This is a genomic window from Labedaea rhizosphaerae, from assembly GCF_004362825.1.
GTDB classification, from domain to species: domain Bacteria; phylum Actinomycetota; class Actinomycetes; order Mycobacteriales; family Pseudonocardiaceae; genus Labedaea; species Labedaea rhizosphaerae.
On the sequence record NZ_SNXZ01000006.1, the window covers coordinates 157077 to 175853 of the forward strand.

The window sequence follows — 18777 nt, forward strand, 5'->3', positions numbered from 1 at the left end:
CGGCGGCTCGGTGATGGTTGCACAAGGAGGGCTGGCGTGATGGCCAGGGATCAGGACGACGGGTTCGACGCGATCGACGACGACGCGGACCGCGGTGAGCTGCGGGAGTTGCTCCTGGACAGCGTGCCGGGGCTCGACGACGCCCAGCGCGACGCGATGTTCGAGCACACCTTCGAGGCGCCGGTCGAGGACGACCACGCCGCCGACGACCTCATCCCGGTCGACGAGGTGTTCGGCGGCTCCGACGACGACTGGGACGCCTCCGACGTCGCCGACGGGTCGGACGTCGCAGCCGACGCGGTCGAGGACGTGACCGAACCCGAGCACGACTTCACCGACACCACCGACACCACCGACCACGCCGACAGCCTGCTCGACCCCCATGAAACCCACGAAACCCCCGACGACTTGTCCGACACGCACGAATTCGGCATGGACCATGGTGCCGGACACGATCAGCCGATCGTCGGCGACCTGCCGGACGGCGACGGGGATTGGGCCTGATCAGGGCAGGTCGCGGAAGAAGGCCCAGATGACGGCGGGCGCGTCGACGTCGTGGGTGGTGTGCCCCGAGATCAAGGGCGCCGTGTAGTGCGGGTTGGGCACCAGGTGCCCGCCGCCGAACACGGTGTAGAGCTCGACCGGCGCGTGGCCCGGGGTGCGGTGGCTGGTCCGGGCCACCCGCGTGTCGAGTTCGCCCCGGGGGTGGGGCAGGAACTCGGTGTGCGGTGACCCGGCGTGCCCGTTGAGCGCGGCGAAGTACGCGAACGTGTCGGTCGCCGAGCGGACGTCGCCCCGGCTGCCGAACCCGAACACGGTGACCTCGCCGCCGTCGAACGGGTTGATCGGATCGGCCGTGCTGGTCATCAACAGCACCGGGATGGGCAGGCCCCGCGGCACGCAGTCGAGGTTCTCCTCCGTCGGCAGGTTGGCGCTGATCGCCGCGATGCCCGCGAGCCGGTCCGGCATGGTCGCCGCGAGGCGCAACGCGAGTTGCCCGCCGTTGGAGAACCCGGCGACGAACACCCGGCCGCGGTCGATGCCGTAGCGGATGTGGAAGTGCTCGATCAACGCGTCGAGGAAGCCTTCGTCGTCGACGTTCTCGCGCCGCGCCGGGTAGTGCGCGGCCTTGCGCGCGTCGTTCCAGTTCCCCTTGTGTCCGTTCGGGTAGACGACGGCGAACTTCTCGTGCTCGGTCAGCCGGTCGAACCCGTAGCCGGTGATGGCCCGGAAGTGCGCGCCGTCCTGGCTGGCCCCGTGCAGCGCGATGACCAGCGGGGCGCCGGCCGGGAGTTGCGCGGGCACGACCGCGGTGAAAGTCCGGTGCCGGCCGCCGACCAGGAGCGTGCCGGTGATCTTCGGCGCGGAGAGGTCCGGCTCGGGCGCCTGCCGCGCGTACAAGAAGCGCCGGTAGACCTCACCGGCCGTGCCCACGGCGGCCGCCGCAGCGGTCCACCGCACCCAGCCACCACGCATGTCCGCCCCCGAGAGTTCGCCAGAGGTCCACCCCTGTTCTAGGGGCACGCCCTCGAACCCGGCTCGATCCGCCCTGATCCGCTCGGCGGCGGAAACGCGGAACGGCGCTGACCAGCGGTCGACGACCGCTGATCAGCGCCGTTCCACGACAGCTCGAAACTCAGCCGTTCTTCGTCTCCCAGAAGATCTTGTCGATCTGCCCCGAAGGTGGCTCTGACCAGGGATTTGCGCCAAACATGACCGGTCTGGGCCGCGGCCAGGCCGTGGTGATCGTTGGCGATCTCTGAGTCGCATGCCATCAGGAGTTGGCCGCGACTGATGGATGCCCGATTGCTGCTAGTAGCCGCTCGGCGATTGTTAGAGCTGTCTTGACGCTTGCTGGGTCAATGTCGATGTGATGCACGACGGAGCCCCGAACTCTACGAACGGTTTCGATCTCGTCTCGGAAGAGCGTTGCCCAGCGCTTCGCAATATCACGGGGGCTCTCGTCTTTTATTTGAGATTTCAGGTTTAGCAGCCACGCCGCTGGACCGTCCTCTGCTGGAGCGGGCGCTCCATTTGCGAAAGCTAGGACCTCGCCTATCTCGAAGTCGCGCTGTAGCAACAGAATCATATCCTCCCTGGGCACTTTAGGTCGACCCTCGCTGCGTGGGCCACTGCGCCGATTACTTGGAGGTGTTGACATCTGAGCCTCCGCGCTTGAATATCTCTGTCTTCTCTTGGAATGCTTGTTCGTCGTCCGTTACAGGAACGTCTGACGGCCAGAATTCCCCGGGGCGCGGGTAGTGATGGTGATGAGTTTCCGAGTGCATTGTGGCACTTAGCTTCGTCTGGACACCCAAGGTGAGTGTCCGAACTTCATCGGTCAATTCAGATACGGCGGCCTTCTGTTGATCAATTTTTCGCTCTACCTCGATGAGGCCGCCGACCTTTAGCTTTGTCAGGTCCGGAGCGAACAGGCCGATTGCAACTAGAGCAATCAGAATTACTGGAGCATCTGTGGCCTGCAAGGGCTTGCATACGGTCTGTGTCGTTGATTTTCCATCGGTCACGGTGACGGTCTGATCGCATGTGTGGAGTTTCTGCGATAGCGCCCCGTAAGTTGTGGCGACTGCGAGTCCGGCAAGGAGCGCTATCGCTATGGTCCGTCGAGTAATATCCAGCCGTGAGGCGACGTTGGGCGCCGAGCCGGTGGGCGGTGATCCTCCACTCGACTGCGTGGGTGGTATTGCTTTGCTCACGGCTGGGGGTACTCCGACCTTGACCTTTCGGACCTACTGTCCGTTGATGATATCCGGCGTTGATAGACGCCAGCGATCACGCTCTTCGTGCGGTCGGTGCTGCTGGGCATCAGGTGCGTGTAGATCCGCAGCATGAACGACGGGTCCGGGTGACCAAGCCAGTCGGCCACGGCCTTGATCGACTCGCCCTGGTCGCGCAGCACCGAGGCGAAGAAGTGCCGCAGCTCGTGCATGCCGTTCTCGTACCGCCCGAACGGCACCTCACACGCCTTGAGAGCCTTCTTCCAGTAGTTCCGGTTGAAGTTCGTTCGCGGCGACCTCCAGCCGACGCACAGACGTCACCAGCAGCTCAACCGTGCGCGGCTGACCGTCCGGCACGTCCCACGGCAACGTGATCGCCTTCGGCGGGAACCGGTGGATGTGCTCGGCGAGCGCCAACTTCACCGGCTCCGAGAGCGGCACGTCCCGCGTCTTGTCGTACTTCGGGAGCGCGAACACGTGCTTGTGCCGGACTGTCTTCACCTGACGCCGGACGTGCACCACGTTGTGCGGGAAGTCGACGTCCTCGACCGCCAACCCCAGGCATTCGCCCTGCCGTAGACCGAGGCCGGCCGCCAGGTCCACCAGCACCCGAAACCGCTCTGGTAGAGCCTTCTGAACAGCCCAGACCTGCTCTTCCGGCCACGGGACGATCCGCTTCTGCGCTGCCTTCGGAGCCTTCACCGACTTGCCATGACACGGGTGCTTGGCGATCAACGCGCGGCACCGCCACACGACTCAGCGTGCGCTGTTTGTCTAAATGGGACTGTCCTACTTGGTCAGGTCGGCGACCTCGATCAACGTGCAGTCGCCTAGTTCCCGAACCAGGTTGTGGGCGAGGGTCCATCGGATCCGGGAGTCGGTGAGCGCGATCAGCTCGTCGCCGATGACTTGCGGGATGCGGTCGGCGACGTAGAGGCCACCGCGGACAGCGACCACTGGATACCGGCCGGCCCGCACGGCCACGGCTCCCCGCCGCAGCGCAGGGCACATGCGCGACGCCACCCGCACGCAGGGCAGGCACACCGGCGGTTCGGTGGTGGCCATCCGGTCAGGCCAGCCCGGCCAGTCCTCTCGGTGATCCGGCAGGAGCCACAGCACTCCGTTCCCGGTCCGGTCGGCGGGACCGTTGCATACCTGGCAGTGCAGCCGTCGCATCACTTGCCGATGCCGGAGCGGGTGCACCTGACCGAGGACCGGTCGGCCCTGCCGTGGCGCCCAGGACATGCGCGCCCACAACACGCCGTGCTCGTCGCGGTCGGTGACCTGCTCGTCGATGTAGGCGATGCCCCGGCCGGGGACCTCCATGAACCAGCACGGCAGCAGCTCCTCGGCCGACCACGCCGAGATGTAGGGCGCGACGACACCACGGCCAACGGTCTCGGTGGTGGTGTCAATCGTCATCGGACTCGCTCTCCTCTCGCGAGATCAGCCGAGGAGGCTGGGGAGAGAGCTTGAGCTGCAGCTCGTCGGCCACGATCGTGGCGGCTTGGACCAGCTCATGGCAGAAGGCCATCAGCAGCCGATCACCGCGCGGGTCCGGTGTCGCCCTGATCACCAGCGTCATCGAGCCCAGGTACAACATCAGCGCCGACTGGTCGGCCTCAAGCTCCGTGTACTGCGCACCCGCACCCGGATCAAGCGCGTGCGTCACCTCGGTACTCACAGGCCCTCACCGTCCGCCAACCGGTGCCGAGGACCCGCTTGGGACGCCTCCAATGCATCCGCGAGCTTGGCCGCTTCCCGTGCCAGCTCCCGGCAGAACCGGACCAGCACCTGGTCCCCGCCGGGGAACGGCGGCAGCTGCACCGCCATGTTCACCGGGTCGGTGTAGATCACGAGCGCGGGAATCTCGGATGTGATCTGCATGTAGGCCGCCGAGGCGTTCTGTCCCGGCGTGCATGTCACGTTGAACATGATCAGTTGCCCTTGTCTGGTGGTTGGATGCGTGCGTGCTCGACGCGTGAGCGGCGGTCGAACTCTTCGGCCGCGATCGCGGCCGCGTGGCGAGCCCAGAGCGGGACTGCCAGCTCCCCGGCTAGGACTCGCCAGGCGGCAGCGACTTCGGCGTAAGCGAGAGCAAGACGGCTGATCGCCTTGTCGTCGACCTGTTGGGCACGAGATGCCGCGAACAAGGCCGCCGTCTGCTCGGCGTACGCCAGGTTCCAGCGGGCGACCGCTTCTCGAGACGCCCGCCCTGACATCACGCGGCCGTCTTCTGCTCGCTGGTCGCTGCCTTGCCCGAGCGACCCGAGCTAGGCGGCCGCATGCCCGAGGCGCGGAAGCTGTGCGCGATCCGGCCCTTGTTGTTGGCGTACGGGGTGATGGTCAGGTTCTCGAACTCGACAGCGGCATACGGGAAGCTGTTGGCCTTGGCCGGTGGCACCGGCTGGTGGTCGGCCGCGATCTTGACCTTGAATTCAGCGCCGAACCGCGCTGCCTCCTCGTTGGCGTCCAGCGCCCGGACCACCCACACGAGGCGGCCGGTTTCCTTGTCGCGTTCTCGCATCTTCGGTGCGCCGGGGTTGTCGGAGAACGCCATGGCGGGCTCCACGCCGAGCACGAACGCGCCCACCGGGAAGACCTCTCCGAAGTCGACGGCGAACCGTGTCGGGATGACAGGCATCAGGTGACCTCTCTTGTCTAACCGAGCTAGTCGGGTTGTACAAGTCACGAAGGATACGCAGCTTGGCTAGCCAAGTCAAGCTCGAGTTAGGGGAGCTAGCTCGCTAGGTGAGCTAGACAAGATGGATGTATGTGCACCACCATGGACGTGCGCGCACGTACATGGGCATGCGTGGATACACGAAACTGGGATTAGGAGAGAGGATCGATGCTTGATCCAGATGACCCGAGGCCGCCCTATGTGCAGGTAGCCAACGCCTTGCGCGCGGCAATCCTGACCAAGAAGTTCACGCCGGGTGACAAGCTTCCATCACGCAACGAGCTGGCCAAGACCTACAACGTCGCGCCGATGACCGTGCAGAACGCCCTCCGCGAGCTCCGCGAAGAAGGCCTGATCATCTCCCGCCAGGGGAGCGGCGTCTTCGTTCGCGACCGCACCGAGCGCCCCGTCGGACTCCGCCCACACATCGAACGCGCCTTCGAGGCCGAACACGTCACCATCGACTTCGCGGGCTTCTCCGGCGAGACCCTGCACGGCGCCATCCTCGAACCCCTCGACAAGATCCGCGCCGGCCGACTCCGCCCCGAGTCCGTGACCGTCCGCATCCTCATCCCCGACACCTCGGCCCCACTCGCCATCCCGTGCCGCGTCGACGACCTCGGCGACAGCCCCGAGTTCCGCGCCCGAGCAACCGCGATCATGCACCGCCACGTCGGCGCCATCACCGACACCGTGAACGAACTCGGCAGCCTCGGCCTGGTCAACAAGGCAGAGGCCATCGTCCGCGTCCACCACGCCGCGCCCCTGTTCAAGCTCTACGTCATCAACAACGAAGAAGCCTTCTTCGGCTTCTACCCCGTCCGCGAACACGTCCTGACCTTCGGCGAGCAACCCACCGCCATCTACGACCTCATGGGCAAAGACGCCATCCTCTTCCACCACTCAGCCACCGACGACGACACCTCCACCGGCAGTCAATACGTCGAGCAAGCCCGCACCTGGTTCGACAGCATGTGGAACACCGTCTCGACCGAACTCGTCCTGTGACCGCAGCCAAAGCACGAGCCCTGCTCGCCGAAGCCCGCGCGCTGCTCCTGGACTTTGATGGCCCCATCTGCAGCGTCTTTCAAGGATTCCCCGCACACCTCGTCGCCGACCAACTCCGCGACCTGCTGGCTCAAGGCGGCTACGGCGCGCTACCCGACGACGTACAGAATTCGTCGGACCCCTTCGACATCTTGACCTACGCGGCCAAACTCGGCCCCGACGAAGCAGACCACGTCGAGGTCGCCTTTCGCGCACACGAAGTCGAAGCGGTACAACTCGCCGAGCCAACGCCAGGCGCGCACGAGCTGATCCAAGCCTGGAGAGCAATAGACCGACCTCTTGCCATTGTAAGTAACAATAGCGCTGCGGCGGTCGAGGTCTATCTGAAAAAGTTTGATCTGGCGCACTTGGTTGATTGGGTCTCAGCTCGAAGTAGCTCGGACTCGACCTTGCTCAAACCGTCTCCGCATCTTCTTGACGTAGCCCTACGGCATCTGCGAATCCCTGCGACTGAAGCCATTTTGCTGGGCGATTCTGCAACGGATGTCGAAGCGGCGCAGGCTATTGGCGCTTGCTCGATCGGCTATGCTAACCGACCCGCGAAGCGGTCCATGTTCATCGCGATGCACGCCGACGCGATTGTCGAATCCATGATAGATATCGTGTAACTATAAAGTTGGTCAACTTTATCTATGTCCGCGAATCTATGCGTTGTCTTCGAGCAAGAATTCACTGTGATTGGTCACGAGCCACAGCCATGTTGACCCAAACTGCGATTGCTCTACGTAGCGGCAGGCAGTCTCATCAGTGAGCCCTGCTCTTGTCAAAAGGAATGAGAAGCCCAGGAGGAGCAGGGCGGCCCGTGCGACCTGAACGGGACGGAGTTCTTCGACTTTCCTTGCTTCAGATGAGTGGGCGAACGCATTTCGGAGCTTGGCAATAGCAGTCGCCAACGGCTTAACTCTACCTCTTGTCGCTCGGTCTAGCGGGTGTCCGCTGACTGCGTCGAGCTGAACAATTCGACCTTCGAGGCTGGGCTCATATCGGTACTTAAGGGCACTCTTTACCTTGTTTCGATCCTTGGAGGTAAAGCTCTCGCCCTGGAGCGCTGCGACAATCCTGTTAATAAATTCTTGATTTTTCTGTATATCGGCCTCAGGTGCTGGGTAGGACTTTCGGTGCAAGCCCTCTACCAGCTGGGCTGCGGTAATAAACTGAGACTCAAGCCACGCGTATTGCGGGTCAAGCAGTAAAGTCATCAGTTGTGCTTCAGCCGCCCCTGAGTTGAACCATGAGAACCACGCCGGGAGTGCGGAGTCCCAAACCAATTCTTCGAGCGGTACAAACGAGACCTTTCTCTTGTCTGGATTGTATGCCTTTGATGCGCCGACGCGCATCCTTACTGTAGTCCACATCTGCTGCGGCGGAATGTCGGCGTTGCTTGGGTTGTTTTCGTCTGGCCACAGGACGGTTGGTGACTTGAAATGAAACTTCATGATTCTGACCGGTCGTGCATCAATCAAGTTCAAGAAGAGGCATAGGGGTCTAATCCACTCGTTCGCAACGTCGAGCAATGAACGAGGTTCCGGGAGCGTCAGAGTAAACGCAAGTGCCTTCAGTATCGAGATAGCTTCACTACTTTTCGACATCTCCCTCACGCGCGCGAACTGATCTACGGTAACCGAGCCAATTTCGAGCTCGAAAGACTGTTCGGGCATGGTCGTAGTCGTGACAGTAACGGCGTGTCCAGCTTCGGAACTTCCGCCCCACGACCGGTCAACTTTTGACCACGCCATCGATGAGGCCATCCGCGGTTCGAACCGCGCTTGCATGCAAACTAGTTCGTCAATGCCAAGAAACTCGTACGCTTCCACGACTATAAGAGGACGCAATCGCTCTCGACGTACAGCGGCGCCTAGTTGCATAGTGGCGCTGGTTACGTCGATCCGGTATGCGGTCAGAGCCATGTGGCCAGCTTGCCCGTGAAGAATTTCGTACTCTTGAGGTCCTATTAGTGGAAACTCGAATTCTTCATCGCCATCTTGAGTCAGATGCGGTGCAGGAGGTTGAAGGTCCTCATTGAGCTCTATAGTGGCTGCGCCATCGTCTGCGACAATGTAGCGTCCCACTACAGAGTGATCCTCTCGTCCAGGGATCCACCACCTGGCTGGATGCTCGCCGGGCTCTATTTCCACGGTCCGACTCCACTCTCTCTGAGGAACCGGTTGTCAGATCGCAATCAACTGGTTGTTTGTTACCTACCAACGCTGGCGCTCTGTCCTCCGGGAATCGGTGAGTTGCCGGAGCTTGCCGAACTTGGCTCTAGGGGATCAAGGCGCGCCGCCGACGGCGGCGCGCTGGGTGCGGTTGCGTTCGGTCGGCCGCGCACAGCGCGGCACGGATCGGCCTACCGCTCCGCTCCCGGCCGCCCGGCCACGCGGCGCGCCGACCGAAGGCGTCAGCTGCGTTCGCGCCGCCGACGACAGCGCGCAGGAGCCCTGAGACTTATGAGGCAGGCAAGGCCGTGACGATCGCGCGGGCACTCAGCCGACCGAGCTGGGCGCGGCGATCGAACGCCCGACGACGCTTCGCGACGACGGCCCACGAGCCGCGGTGAGGACCACTCCGACGCCCGAGCATGACAACGGCCGGTGGTGCTGGGTCAAGGCTGGAAAGCGTGCCTTGACCCAGCACCGCCGGCCGCGTGATCGGCTTCGTATCGGGGTGATGGTGGAGGTGTGGACGGACCAAGATCAGGCCGTCTGCAGGCCGTCAGACATCACCCAACAACGAAAAACGACGCTGCCTAACGAGAGGTCTTCTCGCAGGTCAGCGCCGTTTCGGACGGCCTAGCCTCAGCCGTTCTTGGTCTCCCAGAAGATCTTGTCGATCTCCGCGATCAGGTCCAGCAGCTCCTGGCCCTTGGCCGGGTCCATCGAACCCTTGGTGCCGGACGCGCCCGCGGCCTTCGTGGCCTTGTTCACCAGCTCGTGCAGCTGCGGGTACTTCTCGAAGTGCGGCGGCTTGAAGTAGTCGGTCCACAGCACCCAGAGGTGGTGCTTCACCAGCTCACTGCGCTGCTCGGCGATCAGGATGGCCCGGGTGCGGAACTCCGGGTCGTCGTTGTCCTGGTACTTCTGCTGGATCGCCTTGACCGACTCGGCCTCGATGCGGGCCTGCGCCGGGTCGTAGACACCGCACGGGAGGTCGCAGTGCGCGGTTGCCTCCAGGCGCGGTCCGAGAATGCGCGACAAGAGTCGCATCGTTCCTCCATGACAGTGGATGCTCCGACGCTGGTGACCCTACTCCCGGCACACTGGTCCGGCAGGCGGAGGTGATCGTTTGAACAGTGGCCCGCTCGGCCGGTTCCCGGTGCGGCGCATCCGGGTACGCGGCCCGTCGATGGCGCCTGCCCTCAAGGACGCCGACGTCGTGCTCGTGCGGCGCGGCCGGATCCCGGCCGAAGGGGACATCGTGCTGGTGACGTGGGCTTCCCGCCCCGGTCAGCTCTCGGTCAAGCGGGTGGTGCGCCCGGCGGCCGGCGGCTGGTTTGTCACCGGTGACAACACGTTCGCCTCCACCGATTCACGAGAGCTGGGCCCGGCCGAGGTGCACGGTGTGGTGGTCGCGCGGCTGTGGCCCAGGCCTCAGCGCGCGCGCAACTTGTCGTAGTAGGCCAGGCAGGCGGCGTAGTCGGGCAGCAGGCCGGACTCCTGAGCCTGCGCGAGGGTCGGCGCGCCCGCGTCCTTGGGTGAGAGCACCGGCGTCAGCTCCGCCGGCCACGGCAGCGCCAAGGTCTCGTCGAGTGGGGTGATGCCGTGTTCGCGTTGCGGCGCATAGCTTTCCGAGCACAGGTAACTCAGCACCGTGTCGTCTTCCAACGCCATCATGGCGTGCCCGAGCCCTTCGGCGATGTACACCGCGTTGCAGGCGGCGGCCTCGAGCCGCACGGCCTCCCACTGGCCGAACGTCGGCGAGCCGACGCGCAGGTCCACGACCACGTCCAGCACGACACCGCGCGGGCAGTACACGTACTTGGCCTGGCTCGGCGGCACGTCGGCGAAGTGCACGCCGCGGATCACGCCCGCGCTCGACACGCTGTGGTTGGTCTGGGCCAGCCGCATCGGGTGCCCGACCGCCTCGACCAGCGCATCCTGTTGGAATGGCGCGACGAACATGCCCCGGGAATCGGGGAAGACCGCCGGCGTGAACTCGACGGCACCGTCGATCGCGAGCTTGCGCCACTTCATGGCGCGAAAGCATAGGGGGACCCCAGAGTTGTGATCCCTGCCGCAGACACCCCGGCGGCGGGGTGTCACACTATGAGACACGCCTTGCCGGCGGGGCAGCCGCATCCTGGGCAACCCGCACGGGCAGGCTCGATGTCCGGACCACCCCGGCGCCACCGCGCCGGGACCAGGGCATCGTGCTCCTTTTCCGCGGCTCCCGTTCCTCAGGAGGACGCCGTGACGATGACTGACGGCAGCAGCACCGACAGCACTGTCGAGCCATTCGATGCCGCCCCCAGCGCCTTGGACCACGATCAGACGATGAACCCCGCGAACCCCGCGAAACCCGTGAGCTCCCCGAACGGCAACGCGCCCGTGACCGACGACGAGATCTTCGCCGCGCACGAGGGCGGCAAGCTCGCGATCTCGGTGACCGCGCCCATCGCCGACCCCCGTTCGCTGGCGATCGCGTACACCCCCGGCGTGGCGAAGGTGTGCCGCGCGATCGCGCAGGACGCGAGCAAGGCGGCCCGCTACACCTGGGCGCACCGGGTCGTGGCGGTCGTCAGCGACGGCACCGCGGTACTCGGTCTCGGTGACATCGGCGCGAGCGCCTCGCTGCCGGTCATGGAGGGCAAGGCCGCGCTGTTCAAGACCTTCGGCGGCCTGGACTCGATCCCGCTGGTGCTCGACACCACCGACGTGGACGAGATCGTGGCGACGCTGGTGCGGTTGCGGCCCTCGTTCGGCGCGGTGAACCTCGAGGACGTCTCGGCCCCGCGCTGCTTCGAGCTGGAGAAGCGCCTGATCGAGGCGCTGGACTGCCCGGTCATGCACGACGACCAGCACGGCACCGCGATCGTGCTGCTCGCCGCGTTGCGCGGCGCGAACACCGTGCTCGGCAAGGACATCTCGAAGCAGCGGGTGGTCATCGCAGGCGCGGGCGCGGCGGGCATCGCCTGCGCCAAGATCCTGCTCGCCGCGGGCATCGGCGACGTCACGCTGCTGGACTCGCGCGGCATCATCCACGCCGGTCGCGACCACCTGAACCCGGTCAAGGCGGAGCTCGCGGGCCGGACCAACGTGGCCGGGCTGACCGGTGGGCTCGCCGAGGCGCTCGCGGGCGCCGACGTGTTCGTCGGGCTCTCGGCCTCGACCGTGGCGGAGGAGCTCGTCGCGACCATGGCGCCGGACTCGATCGTGTTCGCGCTGTCGAACCCGGACCCGGAGATCCACCCGGAAGCCGCGGCCAGGCACGCCGCGATCGTGGCCACCGGGCGCAGCGACTTCCCGAACCAGATCAACAACGTGCTGGCATTCCCAGGAATCTTCCGCGGCGCGTTGGACAGCGGGGCACGCCGGATCACCGAGTCGATGAAGCTCGCCGCGGCCGACGCCATCGCCGCGGTGGCCGCCGACGAGCTCGCCCCCGACCACATCGTGCCCAGCGCGATCGACCCCCGGGTCGGGCCCGCGGTGGCCGCCGCGGTCGCCGCCGCCGCGCGAGCCGATGGTGTGGCGTGACGGTGTCGTCTGAGCTGCACAGACGAACGGGGTCAGCGCACCGGGTGAAGCGATTGCTGCGTCCGGCGTAGCCGGAGCACATGCCGCTCGTTGTGCCCGGTGTCGTGATCCAACTGCCCGTGCTCGGACCGGGGTGGGCAGGCCTGGACGCGGTAGCCTGATGACCCTGCGACAACGCCGCCCCACCGGCGCCGGACACGTCGTAGGGAATTTGGCGGACGGCAGGGGACACCGAACCGCCTGATCTGGCGCCGGAAGGATGGCGGGCGTGGCCGAGCGGGTCGTGCGAGTGCGAGGCACGGTCGACACCGACCGGTCCGCTCGTATGCCCGCCGAGTCCCGCTTAGCCAGGCCGGAATCCGCAATGCCACTCGATGCCGAACGGATCGCCCAGCTGGGTAGCTGGCGCCTCGACCCGAGGACGGGTGACGCCTTCCTGTCCGGTGGGCTGCGCGAGCTCGCCGGGCTGGACGCCACCGCCGGCATGGACGACCTGCTCCGGCGCGTGCACCGCGACGACCGGTCGGCGCTGAAGGCGTTCAGCGCGAAGCTGCGGATGGCCACCGACGACGAGATCCTGGAAGTCGCCGTGCGCGACTGCAGCGGCACCCGCGCCTACCAGGTGCGCGGCCGCGCGACCGTCGACGACGAGGGCGTGCCGCGGCTGCTGCACGGCACCGTGCAGGACGTCACCGACCGCCACCTCATGGAACGCCAGTTCGACCAGGACCGGCGCCTGTTCTCCGACGCGCAGCGCGTCGCGCGGCTCGGCACCTGGGAATGGCACATCGACACCGGCGAGTGCATCTGGTCCACGACGCTCTACGACATCTTCGGTGTCGCGCCGGGCACGCCCGTGACCTACGAGTCGTACCTGCAGATGGTGCACCCCGACGACGTCGGCTGGGTGCAGGAGCGCTGGGACGAGGGCGGGCGCACCGGGCAGCGGGTCGAGTGCGAGAACCGGGTCATCCGCCCGGACGGCACCGTGCGGGTGTGCTTGTGCCGCGGCGAACCGCTCGCCGAGGGCGCGGGCATCGTCATCGGCACGGTCCAGGACGTCACCGAGCAACGTTCCATCCAGGACCGGATGCAGCGCTCCAGCCAGCGCTTCACCGACCTGCTGGCCGTCGCCCCGGTGGGCATCGGCCTCTTCGACGACGACAACCGGTTGGTCGACGCCAACGACGCGTTGTGCTCGCTGCTGGGCCGCCAGCTCGAAGCCGTGCGCGGCCTGCCGGCGGCCGAGCTGCTGCACGCCGAGGACCAGGCCGGCGAGGACGCCCCCGACCGGCACGGCCCGCTCGTCGCCGGTTTGCGGGTGCTGGCCTCCGCGTCGGGCAAGCCCGTCTACTGCGAACTGTCCTCGACCGAGTCGGTGGCCGACGACGGCCGCAAGTTCCGGCTCGTGGTGTTCTCCGACGTCACCGAGCGGCTCCGCGTCGCCCAGCAGCTGCGCTACCAGGCCACGCACGACGACCTGACCGGTCTGCCCGGGCGCACCGCGGTGAACGAGCTGCTGCGCGAGCTGCTCAGCGGCGAGCACGCCGAGCGGGTCGCGCTGCTGTTCTGCGACGTCGACAACTTCAAGCGGGTCAACGACTCCATGGGCCACGACGCCGGTGACGAGCTGATCGTCGCGCTGGCCCGGCGGCTCGAGCGCGGGCTGCCGGTGGGCTGCACCGTCGGGCGCATGTCGGGCGACGAGTACGTGGTGATCTGCGCCGACATCGACCGCGCGGGCGGTGTCGAGACCTTGACGCGGTCGGTGTCGTCGCTGCTCAAGGCGGCCGTGCCGGTGCGCGGGCAGCTGCTGCGGGTGTCGGCGTCGATCGGCGTCGCGGTGCCCGACGGCCCGGACACCACCGGCGCCGACCTGCTGCGCTTCGCCGACGCCGCCATGTTCGAGGCGAAGGCCAAGGGCGCGGGGCGGGTGGCGCTCGCCAACCCCAAGATGATCGCGTCGGCCAACAGCCAGATGTACCTGGAAGGCCAGCTGCGCGAGGCGATCGCCAACGACGGCCTCGTGCTGCACTACCAGCCGGTGGTCGGGCCGGACGGGCGCGTGCTCTCGGCCGAGGCGTTGGTCCGCTGGCCGCACCCGGAGCGCGGAATACTGCCGCCAGGGGAGTTCCTGCCGGTCGCGGAGCGCGGTGACCTGCTGCGTGAGCTGGACCGCTGGGTGCTGCGCACGGCGTTGCGCGAGGCGTCGACGTGGCCCGAGCACAGCGGGCACCCGGTGTGCGTCGCGGTGAACCTCTCCGGGCTGGTGCCCGGCGACGCGGATTTCGTCGACGTGATCGCGACTTCGGTGGTGGCGTCGGGCATCCCGTGGGACCGGGTGATCATCGAGCTCGTCGAGACCCTGCTGATCGACCTGCCCGAACGCAGCCGCACCGCGATGGACGAACTGGTCGAGCGTGGCGTGCGGTTCGCCGTCGACGACTTCGGCACCGGCTACTCGTCGCTGGCCCGGTTGAAGGAGTTGCCGGCGCAGATCATCAAGGTCGACCGCCGCTTCGTGTCGGGCGTGGCCACCGAGTCGGCCGATTTCGCGGTGGCCCGCGCCCTGGTCGACATGGGGCGCGCGATGGGGCGCAGCTGCGTGGCCGAGGGCGTGGAGACGGCGACGCAGTTCCACGTGCTGCGGGGGATCGGCGTGGAGGCGTTCCAGGGCTGGCTGATGTCCCGGCCGATCCCGCCCGGGCAGTTCCGGCAGCTGCTGCGCAAGGGCCCGGTGCACATCCCCGAGGGCAGCTGAGTCAGCAGCACCTGTCGCCACGCCAGGCATTGCGCCCTTCATTGACGGCGACGGCGGCGATGACCATGGCGACGATCGGGTCGGCGGAGGACCAGCCGAACAGTGAGTTCACGAGGAGCCCGGCGAGCAGCACACCGGACAGGTACGTGCACAGCAACGTCTGTTTCGAGTCGGCGACCGCGCTCGCGGACCCCAGTTCGCGTCCTGCCCGGCGTTGCGCGGCGGACAGCACCGGCATGATCAGCAACGACGACGCCGCGAGCACTATCCCCGTGGTCGAGTGGTCCGCGGCCCTGGTGTCGAGCAGGGACCGGATGGAGTCCACGGTGACGTAGGCGGCCAGTGCGAAGAACGACAGCGCGATGACCTTGAGCGCGACGCGTTCCCGCTCGCGCGCGTCGGCTCCGGCGAACTGCCAGGCGACGGCCGCGGCGGAGGCGACCTCGATGACCGAGTCCAGCCCGAACCCGATCAGTGCGGTGGACGACGCGACCGTCCCCGCGGCCAGCGCCACAACGGCTTCGACGACGTTGTAGGTGATGGTGCCCGCGACCAGCCACCGCACCCGGCGGCTCAGCACGGCTCGCCGGTGCGGGTCGGGCTGGGCACAGCAGGGGCTCGTGCAGTGCGGTCCGCACCCGTCGTCGCATTCCTGCGATCCCGCGACCGGGTCGCCGATCACGACGGGCCGCAGAGCTTGCCGCGCGCCGGCGCGAAGTTCGTCGCTCACGGCGTCACCACCCCGGCCGGGCTCGAGGCGATCGACTGCTGCTCGGCCACGCACGGCGCCGCCGTGTCCACGGCGAGCACCACGTCGGCCAGCTCGGCCAGAGCGCGCGCGAGGTGCGGATCGGCGAGCTCGTATCGAACCTGACGGCCTTCGTAGGACGCGGTCACCAGCCCGCAGCCGCGCAAACAGGCGAGGTGGTTCGACACGTTCGACCGGCTCAGCGCCAGCCGCTGGGCCAGCACGGCCGGGTAACGCTCGCCGTCGAGCAGGGCGACCAGGATCCGGCATCGCGTCGGGTCCGCCAGAGCTCGACCGATTCGGGCCAGCGCATCGCCCCGCGCCACACACTTCAGCACGCGGAAGATAGTACAGCCATAGCTGAACTGGTCAGCTGGAAGCGGAACCGGGACGCGATGCGCCGGGCGTCACCGCCGCGAGTGACGGGAATTGGGCCGTCGCCGCGCTGCTCGCAACGCGGAAGGGTCGCGATTGGGACATCACATTGTGAAACGTGGTGCCACTGTCGGTGGGGCGATATAGGGTCTGCTGACCACGCGGCGGCCGGCGAGTGGCCGTCACGACCGGAAGGATCTCGGGTGATCGAGTTCCGGGACGTGACCAAGCGGTATCCCGATGGGACGGTCGCGGTCGACGAGCTCTCCCTTTCCGTGGAAGCGGGCACCATCACGGTGTTCGTCGGCCCGTCGGGGTGCGGCAAGACCACGTCACTGCGCATGGTCAACCGCATGATCGAGGCCACCTCGGGTCAGGTGCTGGTCGACGGCCAGGACGTGGCGAAGCAGAAGCCCGCGCAACTGCGCCGCGGCATCGGTTACGTCATCCAGCAGGCAGGCCTCTTCCCGCACCGCACCGTGCTCGACAACGTGGCCACCGTGCCGCTGCTCTCGGGCTGGTCCAAGGCGAAGGCACGCACCCGCGCGAGCGAACTGCTCGAACTGGTCGGGCTGCCCGTCGAGTTCGGCAAGCGTTACCCCGCACAGCTTTCCGGTGGTCAGCAGCAGCGCGTCGGCGTGGCCCGCGCGCTGGCCGCCGATCCGCCGATCCTGCTCATGGACGAGCCGTTCTCCGCGGTCGATCCCGTTGTGCGCGAAGGCTTGCAGGACGAGTTGCTGCGGCTGCAGGCCGAATTGGACAAGACCATCGTCTTCGTCACCCACGACATCGACGAGGCGATCAAGCTCGGCGAGAAGGTCGCGGTGTTCCGCGTCGGCGGCAAGCTCGCCCAGTACGCCGAGCCGGCCGAGTTGCTGCGCGCGCCCGCCGACGAGTTCGTGTCGAGCTTCGTCGGCCGCGACCGCGGCTACCGCGGCCTGGGCTTCCTGTCCGCGGACGGGATCGCCGTGGAGCAACTGGAAACCGTGCCGGTCGGCGCCGCGGTGCCGACCACGAACGACTGGGTCCTGGTCGTCGACGGCGAGCGCAAGCCGGTCGGGTGGCTGCGCCCCGGCTCGTCGTCCACTGTGGACGGCACGGTGACCGCGGACGGCCTGGAGCCCGGCGGTTCGCTCTACGACGTCGAGGGCGGCAACGGCACCACGGGTTCCTTGCGCAGTGCCATGGACGCCGCCTTGTCCTCGCCCTCCGGGCACGGCGTGGCGGTCGACGGCAGCGGGGCCGTGGTCGGCCGGGTCAGCGCGGAATCCGTGCTGGCGGCGCTGTCCAAGGCCCGCGAACAGGCGGCCACCGCATGACCTGGGTCAGCGACCACTTCGGACAGCTGCTGCAGGTCTCCGGGCAACACCTGGTGCTCGCGCTGCTCCCGGTGCTGATCGGGTTCGTCCTCTCGGTGCCGCTGGGCTGGGTCGCGCACCGCTGGCGGCTGGCCCGCACGATCCTGATCCCGCTTTCCGGGCTGCTGTACACGATCCCGTCGCTGGCGTTGTTCGTCGTGATGCCCGCGCTGATCGGCACCCGCATCCTCGACCCGCTGAACGTGCAGGTGGCGCTGACCATCTACACGATCGCGCTGCTGGTCCGCTCGGTCGCCGACGCGCTCGACGCCGTGCCGGGCCACGTGGTCGCCGCGGCCAACGCGATGGGCTTCGGGCAGCTGCGCCGGTTCTTCACCGTCGACCTGCCGCTGTCGGTGCCCGTGCTCACCGCGGGCGTGCGCGTGGCGGCGGTGACCAACATCAGCCTCGCCAGCATCGGCGCGATCATCGGCGTGGAGAGCCTCGGCTCGTTCCTGACCGAAGGCTTCAACCGCACCAACTACCCGGAGATCATCGCGGGCATCGTCGCGATCCTGGTGCTGGCCCTGGTCGTCGACGCCCTCCTGCTGCTGGTCGGCAAGCTGATCACGCCGTGGACCCGCGCCACGCGCGGCGCGAGCAAGGGGGCATCGGCGTGAACGCGATCTGGGCCTGGCTGACCGACCCGCTGAACTGGTCGGGCTACGCGGGCATCCCCGTGCGCATCGGCGAGCACCTGACCTACACCGCCATCGCGGTGCTGATCGCCGCGGTGATCGCCCTGCCGCTGGGGCTCTACGTCGGGCACACCGGGCGCGGCTCGTTCGTCGTGGTCGGCGTCGTGAACTCGTTCCGCGCACTGCCCGAACTGGGTCTGCTGATCCTGCTGGTGCTGGTCATGGGGGTCGCGCTCGCGCTGCAGGCGGTCACCATCGCCCTGGTCGCGCTGGCGATCCCGCCGCTGCTCGCGGGCACCTACTCCGGTGTGCGCAACGTCGACCCGGAGGTGGTGGACGCGGCCCGCGGCATGGGCATGTCCGAGCTGAAGATCGCGCTGACCGTGGAGCTGCCGATCGCGTTGCCGCTGATCATCGGCGGGTTGCGCGCGGCGACCCTGCAGGTCATCGCCACCGCGACGATCGCGGCCTACGTGACCCTGGGTGGTCTCGGCCGCTTCATCCTCGACGGTCTCGCCTTCCACGACTACGCCTCCATGGCGGGTGGTGCCGTGTTGATCGCGGCGCTGGCCATCGTGGTGGAGGCCATCCTGACCGTCGTCCAACGCCTCGCCGTGTCGCCTGGATTGCGCACGGCGCGGACCCGCCGGCGCGCGACGCGGGCCAGTTCCGAACCGGTCGCCGAGGCGGCCGGCGCACAAGCATGAGGAGTTCT

The 18777-nt window shown here is 67.2% G+C and carries 23 protein-coding genes; 9 read left to right on the forward strand and 14 right to left on the reverse strand.

Annotated elements, in window-relative coordinates; all coding sequences use genetic code 11:
• The first annotated feature begins 39 nt into the window (after positions 1-39).
• Positions 40-504: a hypothetical protein gene (locus EV186_RS29650; protein ID WP_133852771.1), complete on the forward strand. Its 465-nt coding sequence runs from the start codon at positions 40-42 to the stop codon at positions 502-504.
• Here EV186_RS29650 and EV186_RS29655 read toward each other — a convergent pair whose 3' ends face one another.
• The 9 genes from EV186_RS29655 to EV186_RS29695 form a co-directional block, all read right to left on the reverse strand.
• On the reverse strand, positions 505-1461 hold the full coding sequence (locus tag EV186_RS29655; protein WP_166659387.1) for a CE1 family esterase: 957 nt from the start codon (positions 1459-1461) through the stop codon (positions 505-507).
• A gap of 680 nt (positions 1462-2141) precedes the next feature.
• The gene (locus tag EV186_RS29660; RefSeq protein ID WP_133852773.1) at positions 2142-2528 is read right to left on the reverse strand and encodes a hypothetical protein; all 387 of its coding nucleotides are present in this window, start codon (positions 2526-2528) and stop codon (positions 2142-2144) included.
• Between the two features lie 185 nt (positions 2529-2713).
• Positions 2714-2977 (reverse strand): tyrosine-type recombinase/integrase, encoded by a 264-nt coding sequence (locus EV186_RS40580; protein ID WP_166659388.1) that lies wholly within the window; start codon positions 2975-2977, stop codon positions 2714-2716.
• A 1-nt stretch (position 2978) separates the two neighbouring features.
• The gene (locus tag EV186_RS40585) at positions 2979-3440 is read right to left on the reverse strand and encodes a tyrosine-type recombinase/integrase (RefSeq protein ID WP_166659389.1); all 462 of its coding nucleotides are present in this window, start codon (positions 3438-3440) and stop codon (positions 2979-2981) included.
• Between the two features lie 87 nt (positions 3441-3527).
• Positions 3528-4160, reverse strand: coding sequence for a hypothetical protein (locus tag EV186_RS29675; RefSeq protein WP_133852776.1), 633 nt, complete (start codon positions 4158-4160; stop codon positions 3528-3530).
• Positions 4150-4422 carry a hypothetical protein gene (locus EV186_RS29680; RefSeq protein ID WP_133852777.1) on the reverse strand — a complete coding sequence of 91 codons (273 nt, stop codon included), beginning with the start codon at positions 4420-4422 and terminating at the stop codon, positions 4150-4152. The genes EV186_RS29675 and EV186_RS29680 overlap by 11 nt, the downstream gene beginning before the upstream one ends.
• Positions 4419-4664, reverse strand: a complete 246-nt coding sequence (locus tag EV186_RS29685) for a hypothetical protein (protein ID WP_133852778.1) — start codon at positions 4662-4664, stop codon at positions 4419-4421. Before EV186_RS29685 ends, EV186_RS29680 begins: the two co-directional genes overlap by 4 nt.
• A gap of 11 nt (positions 4665-4675) precedes the next feature.
• Positions 4676-4960 (reverse strand): hypothetical protein, encoded by a 285-nt coding sequence (locus EV186_RS29690; protein ID WP_133853096.1) that lies wholly within the window; start codon positions 4958-4960, stop codon positions 4676-4678.
• Entirely contained in the window at positions 4960-5382 is a 423-nt protein-coding gene (locus tag EV186_RS29695; RefSeq protein WP_133852779.1) for a plasmid replication, integration and excision activator, read from the reverse strand. Before EV186_RS29695 ends, EV186_RS29690 begins: the two co-directional genes overlap by 1 nt.
• Before the next feature lie 207 nt (positions 5383-5589).
• Between EV186_RS29695 and EV186_RS29700 the strand changes: the two genes are divergently transcribed.
• Together EV186_RS29700 and EV186_RS29705 are read left to right on the forward strand one after the other, a co-directional pair.
• Complete coding sequence (locus EV186_RS29700; protein WP_243754357.1) at positions 5590-6429, forward strand: GntR family transcriptional regulator; 840 nt, start codon at positions 5590-5592, stop codon at positions 6427-6429.
• A complete protein-coding gene (locus EV186_RS29705) occupies positions 6426-7097 on the forward strand; it encodes an HAD family hydrolase (protein ID WP_133852780.1) in 672 nt (223 codons plus the stop codon). The genes EV186_RS29700 and EV186_RS29705 overlap by 4 nt, the downstream gene beginning before the upstream one ends.
• 36 nt (positions 7098-7133) lie before the next feature.
• On the opposite strand, the gene EV186_RS29710 is transcribed toward EV186_RS29705, so the two are convergent.
• The gene (locus tag EV186_RS29710) at positions 7134-8624 is read right to left on the reverse strand and encodes a HEPN domain-containing protein (RefSeq protein WP_133852781.1); all 1491 of its coding nucleotides are present in this window, start codon (positions 8622-8624) and stop codon (positions 7134-7136) included.
• 660 nt (positions 8625-9284) lie between these two features.
• Positions 9285-9692, reverse strand: a complete 408-nt coding sequence (sodN, locus tag EV186_RS29715) for a superoxide dismutase, Ni (RefSeq protein ID WP_133852782.1) — start codon at positions 9690-9692, stop codon at positions 9285-9287.
• A gap of 79 nt (positions 9693-9771) precedes the next feature.
• Between sodN and EV186_RS29720 the strand changes: the two genes are divergently transcribed.
• Positions 9772-10101, forward strand: coding sequence for a S26 family signal peptidase (locus EV186_RS29720; RefSeq protein WP_279538338.1), 330 nt, complete (start codon positions 9772-9774; stop codon positions 10099-10101).
• Here EV186_RS29720 and EV186_RS29725 read toward each other — a convergent pair.
• Entirely contained in the window at positions 10077-10679 is a 603-nt protein-coding gene (locus tag EV186_RS29725) for a dTDP-4-dehydrorhamnose 3,5-epimerase family protein (RefSeq protein ID WP_133852783.1), read from the reverse strand. The two genes, EV186_RS29720 and EV186_RS29725, sit on opposite strands and share 25 nt — an antisense overlap.
• 300 nt (positions 10680-10979) lie before the next feature.
• Between EV186_RS29725 and EV186_RS29730 the strand changes: the two genes are divergently transcribed.
• Together EV186_RS29730 and EV186_RS29735 are read left to right on the forward strand one after the other, a co-directional pair.
• Positions 10980-12182, forward strand: a complete 1203-nt coding sequence (locus tag EV186_RS29730) for an NAD(P)-dependent malic enzyme (RefSeq protein WP_166659390.1) — start codon at positions 10980-10982, stop codon at positions 12180-12182.
• A 364-nt stretch (positions 12183-12546) separates the two neighbouring features.
• Positions 12547-14943: a putative bifunctional diguanylate cyclase/phosphodiesterase gene (locus EV186_RS29735; protein WP_243754358.1), complete on the forward strand. Its 2397-nt coding sequence runs from the start codon at positions 12547-12549 to the stop codon at positions 14941-14943.
• 1 nt (position 14944) lies between these two features.
• Here the strand turns inward: EV186_RS29735 and EV186_RS29740 are convergent, their stop codons facing one another.
• Both EV186_RS29740 and cmtR read right to left on the reverse strand, forming a co-directional pair.
• Complete coding sequence (locus EV186_RS29740) at positions 14945-15622, reverse strand: cation efflux transmembrane domain-containing protein (RefSeq protein ID WP_133853100.1); 678 nt, start codon at positions 15620-15622, stop codon at positions 14945-14947.
• 47 nt (positions 15623-15669) lie between these two features.
• Positions 15670-16029 (reverse strand): Cd(II)/Pb(II)-sensing metalloregulatory transcriptional regulator CmtR, encoded by a 360-nt coding sequence (gene cmtR / locus EV186_RS29745; protein WP_133852785.1) that lies wholly within the window; start codon positions 16027-16029, stop codon positions 15670-15672.
• Between the two features lie 240 nt (positions 16030-16269).
• Here cmtR and EV186_RS29750 point away from each other — a divergent pair, with 240 nt between their 5' ends.
• The 3 genes from EV186_RS29750 to EV186_RS29760 are packed head-to-tail and all read left to right on the forward strand — an operon-like array spanning position 16270 to position 18769.
• The gene (locus EV186_RS29750; protein WP_208115856.1) at positions 16270-17385 is read left to right on the forward strand and encodes an ATP-binding cassette domain-containing protein; all 1116 of its coding nucleotides are present in this window, start codon (positions 16270-16272) and stop codon (positions 17383-17385) included.
• Positions 17382-18044, forward strand: a complete 663-nt coding sequence (locus EV186_RS29755) for an ABC transporter permease (protein ID WP_133852787.1) — start codon at positions 17382-17384, stop codon at positions 18042-18044. The genes EV186_RS29750 and EV186_RS29755 overlap by 4 nt, the downstream gene beginning before the upstream one ends.
• Positions 17999-18769: an ABC transporter permease gene (locus EV186_RS29760; RefSeq protein WP_279538339.1), complete on the forward strand. Its 771-nt coding sequence runs from the start codon at positions 17999-18001 to the stop codon at positions 18767-18769. The genes EV186_RS29755 and EV186_RS29760 overlap by 46 nt, the downstream gene beginning before the upstream one ends.
• Positions 18770-18777: the final 8 nt, after the last annotated feature.